The 13522-nt window shown below is 70.2% G+C and carries 14 protein-coding genes; 10 read left to right on the forward strand and 4 right to left on the reverse strand.

Going from position 1 to position 13522, the window contains the following annotated elements; all coding sequences use genetic code 11:
- The first annotated feature begins 65 nt into the window (after positions 1-65).
- From V6N00_RS12865 to V6N00_RS17230, 4 genes are all read left to right on the forward strand, one after another.
- Positions 66-353: a glutaredoxin domain-containing protein gene (locus V6N00_RS12865; protein ID WP_334232838.1), complete on the forward strand. Its 288-nt coding sequence runs from the start codon at positions 66-68 to the stop codon at positions 351-353.
- Between the two features lie 105 nt (positions 354-458).
- On the forward strand, positions 459-932 hold the full coding sequence (locus V6N00_RS12870; RefSeq protein ID WP_334232839.1) for a helicase associated domain-containing protein: 474 nt from the start codon (positions 459-461) through the stop codon (positions 930-932).
- On the forward strand, positions 929-2062 hold the full coding sequence (locus tag V6N00_RS12875; RefSeq protein WP_334232840.1) for a site-specific DNA-methyltransferase: 1134 nt from the start codon (positions 929-931) through the stop codon (positions 2060-2062). The genes V6N00_RS12870 and V6N00_RS12875 overlap by 4 nt, the downstream gene beginning before the upstream one ends.
- Before the next feature lie 16 nt (positions 2063-2078).
- Positions 2079-2396: a zinc-ribbon domain-containing protein gene (locus V6N00_RS17230; protein WP_416385088.1), complete on the forward strand. Its 318-nt coding sequence runs from the start codon at positions 2079-2081 to the stop codon at positions 2394-2396.
- Here V6N00_RS17230 and fabG read toward each other — a convergent pair.
- Positions 2393-3106, reverse strand: coding sequence for a 3-oxoacyl-ACP reductase FabG (fabG, locus tag V6N00_RS12880; protein WP_334232841.1), 714 nt, complete (start codon positions 3104-3106; stop codon positions 2393-2395). The two genes, V6N00_RS17230 and fabG, sit on opposite strands and share 4 nt — an antisense overlap.
- Positions 3107-3199: 93 nt before the next feature.
- Here fabG and V6N00_RS12885 point away from each other — a divergent pair, with 93 nt between their 5' ends.
- The 4 genes from V6N00_RS12885 (at position 3200) to V6N00_RS12900 (ending at position 7631) form a co-directional block, all read left to right on the forward strand.
- Positions 3200-4276 carry a zinc-ribbon domain-containing protein gene (locus tag V6N00_RS12885; RefSeq protein WP_334232842.1) on the forward strand — a complete coding sequence of 359 codons (1077 nt, stop codon included), beginning with the start codon at positions 3200-3202 and terminating at the stop codon, positions 4274-4276.
- An 81-nt stretch (positions 4277-4357) separates the two neighbouring features.
- Positions 4358-4657: a hypothetical protein gene (locus tag V6N00_RS12890; protein WP_334232843.1), complete on the forward strand. Its 300-nt coding sequence runs from the start codon at positions 4358-4360 to the stop codon at positions 4655-4657.
- Positions 4658-4664: 7 nt separating this feature from the next.
- On the forward strand, positions 4665-6953 hold the full coding sequence (locus V6N00_RS12895; RefSeq protein ID WP_334232844.1) for a DEAD/DEAH box helicase: 2289 nt from the start codon (positions 4665-4667) through the stop codon (positions 6951-6953).
- A gap of 72 nt (positions 6954-7025) precedes the next feature.
- Complete coding sequence (locus V6N00_RS12900) at positions 7026-7631, forward strand: hypothetical protein (RefSeq protein WP_334232845.1); 606 nt, start codon at positions 7026-7028, stop codon at positions 7629-7631.
- A gap of 3 nt (positions 7632-7634) precedes the next feature.
- Here V6N00_RS12900 and V6N00_RS12905 read toward each other — a convergent pair whose 3' ends face one another.
- Entirely contained in the window at positions 7635-8294 is a 660-nt protein-coding gene (locus V6N00_RS12905) for a DUF2637 domain-containing protein (protein WP_334232846.1), read from the reverse strand.
- A 610-nt stretch (positions 8295-8904) separates the two neighbouring features.
- Here V6N00_RS12905 and V6N00_RS12910 point away from each other — a divergent pair.
- Together V6N00_RS12910 and V6N00_RS12915 are read left to right on the forward strand one after the other, a co-directional pair.
- The gene (locus tag V6N00_RS12910; RefSeq protein ID WP_334232847.1) at positions 8905-9132 is read left to right on the forward strand and encodes a hypothetical protein; all 228 of its coding nucleotides are present in this window, start codon (positions 8905-8907) and stop codon (positions 9130-9132) included.
- A gap of 214 nt (positions 9133-9346) precedes the next feature.
- Positions 9347-11170: a MarR family transcriptional regulator gene (locus V6N00_RS12915; RefSeq protein WP_334232848.1), complete on the forward strand. Its 1824-nt coding sequence runs from the start codon at positions 9347-9349 to the stop codon at positions 11168-11170.
- 45 nt (positions 11171-11215) lie between these two features.
- On the opposite strand, the gene V6N00_RS12920 is transcribed toward V6N00_RS12915, so the two are convergent.
- Together V6N00_RS12920 and V6N00_RS12925 are read right to left on the reverse strand one after the other, a co-directional pair.
- Complete coding sequence (locus V6N00_RS12920; protein ID WP_334232849.1) at positions 11216-11926, reverse strand: hypothetical protein; 711 nt, start codon at positions 11924-11926, stop codon at positions 11216-11218.
- A gap of 2 nt (positions 11927-11928) precedes the next feature.
- On the reverse strand, positions 11929-12591 hold the full coding sequence (locus V6N00_RS12925; RefSeq protein ID WP_334232850.1) for a ParA family protein: 663 nt from the start codon (positions 12589-12591) through the stop codon (positions 11929-11931).
- Between the last annotated feature and the right edge of the window lie 931 nt (positions 12592-13522).

Here is a 13522-nt window from a genome sequence, read left to right on the forward strand (position 1 = left end):
GGTTACCCCACGATTCACCCCCACCACCCGCCCCACAGGCTCGCCTCGAAGAAGGAACCATCACCATGAGCAAGACTTCCCTGACCGTCATGTCCCAGCCCTCGTGCGTGCAGTGCACCGCCACCTACCGGGCCCTGGACAAGAAGGGCCTGCCCTACGAGTCGATCGACATGACGGTGGACGCGGAGGCGCACGCCCTGGCCAAGTCCTTCGGCTACATGCAGGCGCCCGTCGTCGTCGTCCGTGACGAGGCCGGGACGGTCCTGGAGCACTGGTCTGGGATGCGCCCGGACAAGATCAGCGCCTACGCCCAGTCGCTGGCCACCGTCGAGCCTGAGCTGCTGGCCGCCTGAGCGCCACCACCCCTCTCCCGGGTCCCGTCACGCGCGTCGTGGCGGGACCCGAGCCGTATCCCGGGCGTGGCGACCTGTCAGGCCCCCGGGCGCATAGACCCTCACATGGACCTCGACGCCCGGCCCGATGACCGCGACCAGCTGGACCACCTGTGCGACTTCGTCACCGCCCACGCCCGCTGGCCATCCCCCGCCAGCGGCCCGGGACCGGAGCGGCTGCTGGGACGGTGGCTGGCCCGGCAGCGCGTGGCCGCGGCCGCCGGCACCATGGACCCCTTCCGCCGGGCCGCCCTGGACACGCTCACCCCCGGCTGGGACCCCGGCCCGCAGGAGCGGTGGCTGGAGACGGCCCGCACGGTCAGCGACCAGATCCTGGCCACGGGCACCGTGCCCGGTTACGGACAGGGCGAGACTGCCGAGAGTGTTCTGGGGCTCTGGCTGCGCACCCAGCGCACCCTCGCCGCGGCCGGTTCGCTCAGCGCCGGGCGCCGCGACTGGCTGGACGCCCACTGCCCCGGTTGGGATCGACCCCCGGCCGCTCACCCGAAGACCGTCACGGAGAGGCCCCGAACCGCGTGAACCTGCTGCTCGTCGGCGACGCCCGCACCGCCCTGACCGACCCGGCCCTGACCGGTGTCGCGAAGCTGGCGTACCTGGACCCGCCGTACAACACGGGCAAGCGGTTCACCCAGTACAACGACACCGCTCCCCTGGCCCGCTGGCTGGGCATGCTCGAGGACGTCTTCACCGGCGTGCACGGGGCCCTGGCCGAGGACGGCAGCATCTGGGTGCACGTGGACGACACGTACGTGCACCGGGTCCGGGTCCTGCTCGATGACGTGTTCGGGCCTGCCAACTACGTGAACACGGTGGTGTGGGAGAAGAAGAACCGGGCCAGCTTCCTCAACGCCCACATCGCCTCGGTCACCGACCAGATCCTCGTCTACGCCAAGGACCGCACCCGCCTGGCCCCCTTCGTGCACACCGCGACCGCGGTCGGCAAGCGGATCCCCGTGCACAACAAGGCGAACAAGCCCTCCCAGCTCTCCTTCCCGGCCGGGTGCATGAGCTTCAACTTCCCGGACACGACCGTGCCGGCCGGACCCATGAACACCGCCACCATCACCTCGGCGCTGCTCGACGACGTCGTCATCGAGAACGGGGTGAACGTGAACGCGTTCCGGATGACCGGCCCGTTCCGGTACGGGCAGGAGGCGATCGAGAAGATGGCCGCCAGCCCCGGCGCGTTCGTGTGCCCCCGACCGATGATGCGCCCCTCCTATCTCTCCCAGGAGGCGCGCGGCAAGGTGCTGACCAACCTGCAGTCCTTCCGGGTCAACGGCTCCCCCACCAACGAGGACGCCCGAGCCGAGTCCGAGGCCCTGTTCGGGCATGGCACCGACTTCGACACCCCCAAGCCCGAGGGGCTGCTGGAGCGGATCATCGGGGCGGCCACCGCACCGGGCGACACTGTGCTGGACGCCTTCGCCGGCTCGGGCACCACCGCCGCGGTGGCCCAGAAGATGGGCAGGTCCTGGATCGCCGTCGAGCAGAGCCCGGAGACGGCGGCCCGGTTCATCGGCCCCCGCATCGACGGGATCCTCGCCGGTTCTGACCCGCTGCCCCTGCCCGGCTACACCGCCTCGGCCGAGGGGTACGAGGTGATCGAAACGGCTGATGAGCTTCCGGGAGCCGAGTCCGCCGCCTGAGAATGGGACCGTGCACATGAGTCGCAACGTCCACCCTGCCGTCGCCGAGCTGGGTCAGCTGCGCCCGGTCAAGCCGGGCCGTTCGCTCGCCGATCAGCGACCGCTTTTGTCCGCCGAGTGGAACCGCGAGCTGAACGGTGGGGCGACCCCAGCGGAAGTCGCCCTATCGGCAAACCTGCGCGCTTGGTGGAACTGTCCAGCTGGTCACGAGCCCTACCTCGCTCTGATCGCCAACCGGTCCCTGGTCGGAACCGGGTGCCCACGGTGCAGGGCGGTCAACGGCGGTCGCACGACGTCGGCGGTGTGGCGAGAGGCAAGAGGCGCATCGGCCTAGTGGCCCATGCTGGCGCCGCCGTCGACCGGGATCAGGGCGCCGGAGATGTAGGCCGCCTCGTCGCTGGACAGCCACCGGACGACGTTCGCGATCTCGGTCGCGTCGGCGAACCGGCCGGCGGGGATGTCGGCCAGGTACTTGGCCTTGACCTCATCGCTGACGGCGTCGAACATCTCGGTGAGCACGACGCCGGGCATGATCACGTTGGTGGTGATGCCGCGGGAGGCGAGCTCCCGGGTCAGGGACCGGGCGATGCCGATGAGGCCGGCCTTGGAGGCGGAGTAGTTGACCTGGCCGGCCGCCCCGTAGATCCCGGAGACGGAAGAGACGAGCACGATACGACCCTTCTTCGCCCGGATCATGCCCTTGATGGCGCGCTTGACGGACCGGAACACCCCGGTGAGGTTGACGTCGATGACGTCGGTGAAGTCCTTCTCGCTCATCCGCAGCAGCAGCTGGTCGTTGGTGATGCCGGCGTTGGCGATCAGCACCTCGACGGGCCCGTGCGCGGCTTCGACCTCGGTGAAGGCACGGTCCAGCGACTCGGGGTCGGTGACGTCGGCCTGCACGCCGAGCACCCCGTCGGGCAGATCGGAGGCGCCACGGTGGGTGACGGCGACCTTGTCGCCGTTGGCGACGAACGCCGCGGCGATGGCCGCCCCGATGCCCCGGTTGCCGCCGGTGATGAGGACGCTGCGCGATGCGGTCATGAGGTGATGTCCTTCCAGTTCTGAGACCAAGCCCCACCACCCTAGCCACCGTCCCCGGTGGAATGGTCGAAGGCCGGATGGGGTGCCGCACACATGAGCGCCATGCCCAGCACCGCGCCCGCCAGCAGCCCCGCCCTCCAGCTCGAGCAGTCACTGGCGTGGTTGTGCCCGGACCTGGCCATCGAGTGGCACAGCGCGCGCAACGGGCACCTCATGCCCTCCTCGGTGGCCCCGACCGCCCGGGTCACCGCCTGGTGGCTGTGCCCAGCCGGGCACGGGTCCTGGGAGGCGAGCGTGGTTGCCCGCGCCGAGGGGCTCACCTGGTGCCCGGACTGCGGCCCGTGCCCCGACCCGCGGGCCGTGTCGCCGGAGGATGGCCCGGGTTCTGCGGCTCGCAATCACATCCTCAGCCGCCAGCTAGCCTCCACCGCACACCTGCCCCGGGTGAACTTCGGCCGGTCGCTGGCTCGGCTGTACCCGGACGTGGCCGCGCAGTGGCATCCGACCCTGAACCGTGGCGTGAGTGCCGAGTCGGTCGGCGCGTCCTCACCGCTGAAGGCGTGGTGGGACTGCCCCGAGGGGCACGCCCCGTACGCGGCGAGCATCCGGGCCCGCACCTACCACGGCTCCGGCTGCCCGGTCTGCGGGAACGAACGCAGCGCGTTGATGAGGACCGCGGCGTGGCGGGAGGAGAACGGCTGGTCCCTGGCCGACCGGTTCCCCGACGTCGCCGCCGAATGGGATGGCGCACGCAACGGGACCGCGGTGCCGGCCGGGGTGTCGGCGTCAGCGAACTGCTTCGCTTGGTGGTTGTGCCCGTCCGGCCACGGCTCGTACCGGGCCCGCGTGCACAACCGCACGAACTCCCGCACGGGCTGCCCGCGATGCGCGCTGGTTCGACGGTCAGTGCCGGGCCCGGGCCTGTCCCTCGCGGACCGATTCCCCGAGGTGGCCGCGCGGTTCGACCTGCGGCTGAACCGTCCGGACACCCCGCAGACGGTCCTCCCCGCTGCACGCGGCAAGAGGTACTGGTTCCGGTGTCCCGGGTGCGACACCGCGCTGCATCTGCTGATCGCCTCGGCGACCGCCAGGCCGCCGGCGTGCCGGACATGCCGGGAGGCAGGACTCGACGTCGTTTCGGCAGCACCGCTGGAGCTGCTCGCCGCCTGAGATCGGGGCCGGAGACGGCCGCGTCCGCACACATGAGGGGTGCCGCAGCAGCGGTGCAAACCCACCCCGAATGGAGCAACCGTGGCTTGGATCGAGACCGTCGCCGGGACCCTCGTGCAGGACGTCACCCACATCGCCGTGGTGCACCAGGACCGGCAGTCCGACCCGTGGGAGGTCACCGTCTCCGCGTCCTCAGCACCGGCCTCCTTCGCCACCGGCCTCGAGTCCCGCACCGTCGCCCGAGCCTTGCAGCGCCGGCTCGCCGCGGCGATCACCACCGCGGATACCGCCCCGGTCCCGATGCTGATCACCTTCGAGGACGCCACCGGCGAACTGGTCCTCGAGCCGCTGGCGGCACCTGTCGGTACCCCGGCCGCATAGGAACACCGTGAGCATCACTGCGACCCTGACCGGCAACCGCCGCGTCCCCGAGCTGCGGGTGCGCCTGCCGTGGGGTGCCCGCATGGCCAACGGCGCCGACGCCCAGACCTGGATGAAGAAACGGGTCCCCGGCCGCTACTGGGACGCCTCCGCCAAGTGCTGGGTCATCACCGGCACCGGCACCCACCCGGACCGGTTCTTCGCCGAGCACGGCGTCGAGGTGGACTACTCCCAGGCCGACGGTGACCTCGCCGGACTGGACTCCCTGAGCTCGCTGTACATGCCGCTGGTGAAGCGCTCGACCCGGTTCCCGCACACCGCGTTCGTCCGGCCCCGCCTGGTCGGCTTCGAGAAGGTCTCCGAACGGCTCGGCCCCGGCGCGGTGTGGGACAAGAAGCTGGCCCGCTTCGAAGTCCAGCTCGCCGACCTGGTGGAGAACGGTGCGGCCAAGCGCGGCATTGACCTGGACGCCGACACCCTCGCCGCCGCCCTGGCCACCCAGGCTCCGCGGCCCCTCCCCGCCCATGTGCAGGACGCCGCCCGCGAGCTCGCCGCCTCCACCGCCGTCGAGAAGGGTGGCGACCAGAAGGTCCCCTCGGCCCGCACCCTGGAGCTGATCGAGACGGTCGCCGAGCACACCGGCCGCCTGCCCGACTGGTTCGGCCTGGACCTCTTCCCGTTCCAGCTGGCCGGCGCCTACGGCGTCGCCGCCGGACACCGGCTCCTGGCGGATTCGCCTGGTTGCGGCAAGACTCGCGGTGCGCTGGCCGCTGCGGCGATCGTGCGCGCCGAGCGGATCGTCATCGTCGTCCCACCCTTGGTGGTCACCAACTGGGCGCGGGAGGCCGACGCCGCCCTGGGTCCGTTCTTCGCCGCCGGGCACCCCGTGTCGACTCCCCCAGCCAGTGGGACCGGGCGCAAGGGCCGGGCGAAGCGCAAGGTCAAGGCCCCGGAGTTCCCCGAGTACGTCGTCCCCATCCGCGCCGGACGGAAGGTCCCGCCCTTCCCTGACCGCGGGATCGTCATCGTCGCGGACTCCCTGATCGCCTCTCGTCCCGCCCTTCTGGACGAGATCATCGCGTGGGCTCCGGACGCTGCCCTGTTCGACGAGGTGCACCGTGCCCGCACGTTTGACGGTGTGCGCGCGACCGCCGCCCGCAACCTGGCCTGCTCGGTCGGCGACGGCCTGCGGATCGCGATCACCGGCACCCCCATCCTGCAGAGCCCCGTCGAGGTCACCAACGCCCTGGCCATCGCCGGAATGCTGGACGCCGAGTGGGGCGGACCGAGCGCGTTCATCGAGCGGTACGCGACGAAGAACCGGTTCGGCGCGTGGCTGCCGCGCCGGAAGATGCTGCCCGAGCTGCAGCAGCGGCTGAGCAAGTCCGCGTGGGTGCGCCGGAACAAGGCCGACGTGCTCACCCAGCTGCCACCGAAGCTGCGCACCTACCGGATGGTCGACATCGACCCTCGCGGGTTCCGCGCCGCCCACGACGCCCTGTGGGAGAAGGTCGAGGAGTGGCTCGATGAGCACCTGGCCGAGCACGGGAGAGTCACGGAGGCGGACATCGAGGAGTTCGCCAAGTCCCGGATCGAGTTGATCACCCCGCTGCGCGCGGCCGCCGGCGTGGCGAAGGTGCCCGCGGCGATCGAGATCATCACCGACTGGCTGGCCTCGAGCACGGAGATCGGGCAGGACGGGGCGAAGATCTACACGCGCCCGCTGATCGTGTGGGTGCACCACCGGCCGGTGATGGAGGCACTGCGCGCGGCGATCCCCGAGGATCTGGCGGGCATCGACGTGATCGACGGATCTACACCCGATCACCGGCGGCAGGCCGTGGCGGACCGGCTGCAGAACGGGGAGATCGGCGCGATCATCTGCTCCATCGGGGCGGCCGGCTTCGGTCTCACCCTCACCCGGTCCTCCGACGTGCTGTTCGTGGAGACCGACTGGACCCCGGCGAACGTCAGTCAGGCCGAGGACCGCGCGCACCGCGTGGGGCAGACGGAGACGGTGATGGTGACCACCCTGATCGCCCCGGAGACCCTGGACCCGCACATGCGGGCGATCCTGCGGAACAAGGCCAAGGACCTGAACGTGCTGATGCCCGGCGCCGACAACAACGTCACCGACATCACCGCCGTGCTCAACGAGGCTGAGGGCGTGTACGAGCAGGTGACCGTCGAGGAGCGAGAGCTCGAACGGGACTTCAAGTCCATCGCGGACATCGTCGCGCGGATCGTCACCGACGTCGTCGAGTCCCGGTCGACCAGCCGCCGGCGGGCCGCGTGAGAGAGCCGGCCGGTGCCGCACACATGAGGCCCATGAGCGTCTCCCTGCCCTCCTTCCGCCCGGCGGTGACCCGTGCCTAAGCAGACGTGGCTCGGCGTCAAGGACGGCGTGGAGGGGGCCGCGGAGGCGGCGAGCCTTGGTCTGGCCCTACTTCGGAAGACCAAGCAGAACACCTGGGCCGAGTTGGCGGCCGCCATGGATGCCGCCGACCCCCAGGTGGTCCGCGCGTTCACGACCGTGTCGCTGACCGGTCGACAGCTGGGCCTGCTGGACGGTGAGCAGCTGATCCTGCAGGCTCTACGGGTCTCCCCAGCCGCCATCCCGGCGATCTGCCCGGTGTGCGGGTACTGGGTGCTGGCAGACTCCGCCGCCCCACCGTCATCCTGCCTGGTCACCCGCGGGTGTTCGGGCAAGCCGGCGAAGGTGGTCGCGGCCACGGCCCGGGACACCGCACCGGACGACTCGGTCGACGCGCCGGTGGACGAACCGGCCGCAGCCGAGCAGGACCTGGACGCCCAGCCGGAGGCCGACGGCTACGCCGAGGTCCTCGAGCCGTGGGACAACGAACTCCCCGGCCCGGACCCGGCCGACTTCGAGGACTTCGACGACGCCGACTTCACCGCGGTGCCGACCCGACCGGCCCCCTCGCCGGCCGTGGACGAGGACCCGTTCGCCTGAGCCCTATGAGCTGACCGTGGTCAGCGCACGGGCCACCGACGTCTTCGACACGTGCAGCTCCTCGGCGATCGCACGCTGCGACCGGCCCTGGCGGGCGAGCTCGCGGATCCGGGCGACATCGACCTCACCGCGCGCCTTCTTGGCTGGCTCGGGGACGCTCTCTACCTGCTCGACCGGGTGCGCGGCCTCCTGCACCGCGCGGGCGCGCCGTCGGCGCGCGGCGACCGACCCGTGGGGCGGGGCGACGGCGAGCTGGATGGTCGTCTCGGTGGCGAAGAACAGGGACACCGGCATGATCGCGGCGAGCCCGGCGCCGAAGAGCATGGTCGGGGTGATGGCCCCGACGTCGCCACCGGGTGCGATCACGTGTGCGGCGTTCGCGGCGACGGAGACGAGGGTGAAGAAGGCGACGGCCACCCAGGACAGGCGGGTGGACTCACCGCGGGCGCGCTGCACGGCGGCGGCGATCGCGTAGACCAGGATCGTGGAGTCGACGACGATCGGCACGAGCCACCGCAGCTGCTCGGGAATCCCGGCCCAGGCGGCGACCTGGATGAGGCCGAGGAACGAGAGGGTGAAGCTGGCGGCGGCGAGCACGCCGACGAGGCCGACGGAGAGCAGCACGACGGGCCGGCTGTCGGGCTCGAAGCGGACGGCGCTCACGGTTCCCCCATTCCTCCGCGACCGGAAGGTAGACCGGTCCACTGTTGGATCGCCCAGTCTGCCACGGGCCACCGACAGTTCCCACGGGGTGGTCCATCCGGTGGTCCCCGAGGTGGTCCATCGGGTGGTCCAGGACCGGTCCGCGGGGTGGTCCGCCGCGATCGACGTGCTGGTCCATTCTCTGGTCCATTCCGCGCGCATGGACCACCCTCAACCGTGCTCTGACATGGGACGATGCAAATGGACCACCCCCAAAAGGACCACCCAAAGTCGGGTCATGGACCACCGCATGGACCAGCTGCGGACCACCCGATGGACCACCGCATGGACCACCCGATGGACCACCGCTCTAGGAGCGCCGTGCGCGGGAGCCGGACGGCCGTTGGACGTATGCCGGATGCGGCATCAGCAAGAGATAGAGGGGCCCGCGCGCGCAAGGGTTGATGCGCGTTCGATCGCCCGACACGCCGATGTGCTTTCAGAAACGCAATACCGCAGATCCCGGTCGGACGCTGTTAGCTTTCTGAAATAGGCGGATGCCCGGGCCACCGCGGTCGCCGCCGAGATCACCACCGAAGCCAGCCCCAGTGGCAGAAGGACAGTGAGGACCATGGCACCGCAGAAGTCTCGAGTGGGTCGCCCCTCCAAGGGGCCCCGAACCGTCCGCACCTTCCGGCTGCCCAACGAGCTGCTCGCGAAGGCGGAGGAAATCCAGCACGCCGAAGGCTACGAGTACTTCAGTGACTTCGTGGCCGCGGTGATGGCCGAGAAGGTCATGACCACCGACCTGTCCGAGGTCCGCAACCAGGGAGAGCTGCCTATCGGCAAGATCGCCTAAACGCAGAGAAGGCCCGCACGAATGCGGGCCTTCAAGCCTGTGACTCTCAATCGTTCTTCAGCTTGCCGGCGGTCCGAACGAGAGTCCACTTACAACATCCCTTCCCGGTTCAACCGGGACGGTCCCTTTCCTTTACCCGAAGCGAGGCTCCGGAGGAGGTAGCTCCATAGTAGAGCAGCGCCCAGCAGCAGTTCCAGACTTCGGAAGTTCCGGCGTGTCGCCCACCCTCGTGGCCGATGCCCCGGCCGACGTCTGGTCCGCTCTCGCACCCCTGCTTGCCGGGCAGGCGCGTGTACGGCTCTCCCGTGACGGCGGACGCTCCTACCCCCAGCGGTACGAGCGTGACCTGACCTCCGGGCTGCCCACCGTGCCCGCGGCCGTGCGCATCTTCTCCCGCACCGGCACCTGCCGCACTCTGTGCCTGGACTTCGACTCCTCCGTCGGCGGTACCGACCTCGTCGACGCCGACGTCGCCCGCGTCCGGGACTGGCTCACCGGCCTGCACGTGCGCTGGATCGAGGACCGCTCCCCCTCCGGCGGGCGCCACGTCTACGTCCCGCTGCGCGAGTCGATCCCCTTCGCCGAAGCACGCGACGTCGTCGAGGCCCTGGGCAACCGGTGCGCCTCCCTGGACCGCAGCCCCCACCAGAACCTGCAGCACGGGTGCATCCGTGTGCCCGGCTCCGCCCACAAGCTCGGCGGACACCAGGTCCTCGTCGGCTCCCTCGCTCGCGCCTACGACGTCGCCCGCCGACCCAACGGCCCGGAGTCGTACCGGCGGCTGCACGCCGACCTGGTCAACGAGATCGCCGCGGTCCGCGCCCTGCGCGCCGAGCAGGCCTGGACGCCGGCGCCCGAGCAGTCCCCGCAGGACGAGGCCTTGGCCGCGGGCCGGATGTCCCGCACGATGGCCAGGATCGCCGCTACGGGCCTGTACGACACAGGCCGGTACGCGAGTGACTCCGAGGCGCGCCAGGCCGTCCTGACCGGCGCTGCGGCCGCAGGGATGAGCCTGCTGGAGGTCGACCGCCGGATGAAACAGGGCATCTGGCCCGGGCTCGCCTCCTTCTACGCCCGCTACCGGGCCGCGCACCGCATGGGCGCCCTCAAACGCGACTGGACCAAGGCCGGCCAGCACCTCGCAAAACCCAGACCAGACACCAGCGGGAAAAGCCATGACCACAGATCCACCACGAGCGAGCTCAATACACAGCCGCAGGGGTTACACGGCGGTCATTCGATCGCGCTGACGAATCCGGACGACGAGCACCGGTTCATCCGCACATGGCGGAACGCCCTGTACCTCAGTGAGCACCGGTACCAGGACAGCCGGGACGGGTTACACCGTCGGATGCTGCTGCGCGCGCTCGGGGAGGCCGCCCACAAGATCGGCAACCGGTTCGTCGAGTTCGGATCCCGCGCTCTGGCCGTCGCGACCGGGCTGGACCACACGACCGTCGTCGCGCACCTACACGCGCTGCGGGACGAGGCCGAGCCGCTGATCGCGCTGGTCGAGCGGGGCCGCGGCAAGCGAGGCGACCTGTACCAACTGCAGATCCCCACCGGTGTGCGCGACTCCGCCGAGGCCCTCCCCTGGCGCGCCGGCCGGCAGCACGCCCTGCGCCCCGTCTTCCGCGAGCTCGGCGTCGTCGCCGCCTTGGTCTACGAGCAGCTCGAGCACTCCCCCGCCGCGACCACCATGGACCTGGTGAGGGCAACCCGACTGTCCCGCACCGCGGTCAGCGCAGCGCTGGAGGACATGGCCGCATGGCGGCTGGTCGAACGGGTCGACGGCCGGTGGAAGGTCGGGGCGGCAACGAGCCTGACCGTCGTCGCCGAGATGTTCGGGGTACTCGAGGCCGTGGCCGCACAGGTCGCCCGCTACCGGGCCGAGCGTGCCGCGTGGCACCTGTGGCTGGCCGCGCACGCCGCGGCCGGAGTTCTACTGCCCCAGCCCGAGGAGGACTACCCGTGGGAGCTGTTCGAGGGGCCACCGGATGAGATGACCCTGGTGCATGCCGCCCTCAGCGGCAGGTGAATGCCGAAGGTGCGAGCCTTCGAACTTCCGAGGTTCGGTAGCTCGTCAGTACCGAGGGGGCAGGCCGACGCTGGCACGCAGCTCGTTCTCGGTGCGCCCGGCCAGGTCACCGCGACGCTGGGCGAGCAGGTCCAGTGCGATCCTCACGAACGTGTTCTCGGTGATCCGCTCCTTGTCACGGCCACGCAGCATGGGCTGCTCGACGTTGAGCTCGCTGATCATCGCCAGCTGGTCGTCGAAGATCCGCACGTCCTTGCGCGCCAGGGACAGGTAGTGGGGCCGCCCGAGGGCGGTCGGGCCGTGGGTCGGCACCGGGGCGGATGCTGCTGGCTGTGCCGGGGGCGCCGTCGCAGCCTGTTGAATCACCGGCGGGGCCGGCGCCGCGGTCTCGACCTGACTGGTCGGTGTGTTCACCGTGGCCGGCGCGGCCGCGGCCGAGGCCGAGGGAGCCGGGGTCGGCGCGGCAGTGGTCTCGGGCTGTAACGGGGCTGCGGAGGGTGCGGCACCTTGGGGGCCGTCCGGCTGCGGGTCGGTGGCCGGTTCGGCGGCCGGCTGAGCTTCCTGCGGCGGGGCAGCAGGCTGATCCCCACTCCCCTCCCCCACCGCGGCGGACGGCACGGTGACCGGGGTGGCTGCCGGTGCGGTCTGGGCGGCAGCCTGCTGGGCGACCTCGACTTCGTGGACCTGCTCCTCGAGGATCCGCATGGCGGAGCTGTTGCCGCCGAGCAGGTCCTTCATGCTCCTCTTCACCACCACGGTCAGCTCCTCGTCCCGTTGGCCCAGATGCTCAGCAGCTCGTTGGCAACGTCCTTGAAGTCTCCGGCGGCCTTGATCGCGTGCCTGGTGGACTCGTAGGTGGTGGCGGCCTGACCGGCCAGCGGGGCCCGTTCATGGACCTTGTAGCTGCGCACGTAGGACTTGCACACCAGCAGGCCTGACCCACGCAGCAGCTCCTGGGTGTCGGCAGCATCGGTGAGGGAGCGCGAGTCGACCTTGGTGATGACGACCCGGTAGTCCACCCCCGCGGGCTCGACCACGGTGCGGTACGTGTTGATCAGCGGCGGCATCGACAAGGGGGCCGGCTCGGTAGGCATGACGACGAAGTCGGAGGCGTTGGCCACGGACTTGAGCACGTCGACCTCGACCAGGTTGCCCGGGGTGTCTACGACGATCGTGTCGTACTCGTCCACCTTGCGCATGTCCTTGAGGACGTCCGGGTCTGTCTCGGAGACGACGTCGAAGGAGAGCCCTCCCCCGTCGCCGGCTTCCTCGGCCACCGTGGCCCAGAACGTGGCGGACTTCTGGGGGTCGACGTCGACGAGCAGCACCCTGGCATGCTGGCTGAAGATGGCGGCCAGGTTGACCGCCATGGTGGTCTTGCCCGTCCCGCCCTTCTGATTCACGACTGAGACGACTCGCACCGCTCGGCCTCCTTCCTCCGGTCGACGCCGACGACACGGATGAGGCCCCTCCCCCGCGTTCAGGCATCGCGAGGTTCAGGAAAATGCGCCGGCAAGCTCCCCACAAGGTAGCAACGCCACCGCAGCCGAGACGGTCACGACACACGGAAGTGCGGTACCTCGGAACTTCGGTGCGCCGATACTCCGAACTACCGAAGAACGGAGCCACGGAAGATCGGGACATCGGAGCGACGGACGTACCGACGCACGGAAGTCCCGGAGTACGGTGCATCCGATCCTCCGAGGTGACGATCGTACGAAGTGCGGAAGTTGGAGCTACCGAAGTACCGAAGTACGGAAGGTGCGAACATCCGACACTCGACGCCGGATGAGCAGCGTCGCCCGACACCCTGACTGTCGAAGTTCGGAACCTCGCAAGGCTGTGCAGTCGGCTGGGGTGCTCAGTGAGTGCCAAGGCTCCGAACTACGGAAGTCTGCCGTAGAGAACCCAGCCCGGCGTGAGGCCGGCGTGTGCCCTGGGGTCCGGCGTCGACCATCACCGGGCCGCCGTGCCAGACGTCTCGCGTTCTCCGCGAGATCCGAACCGGCCGCGGCAGTGCCGAAGTTCGGAACTCCGCGACGCAACCGGCGATCACGATCTCGGGCCAGAGTAGCCCGTGGTGAAGCTCCGAAGCTCCGAAGCTCCGAAGCTGCGAGCATGAACACTGCCCAGGACGGGAGACGCCAAGCCACCGAAGTACGGAGGGACCGAACCATCGCGGCTCCGAAGCTGCAACGTACGGAGTGACCACAGCACCGAACGACCGAACTACGAAGCAATCGACGCACCGAGCGTACGAGGTTCGGCAGTTCGGAGGGTGCGAGCCACGGTCCTCGCAAACGTCCGAAGATCGGAGGTACGGAAGGACGGAAGATCCGAGCCTCGAGAAGC

This window comes from Tersicoccus mangrovi (genome assembly GCF_036881825.1).
GTDB lineage: Bacteria > Actinomycetota > Actinomycetes > Actinomycetales > Micrococcaceae > Tersicoccus > Tersicoccus mangrovi.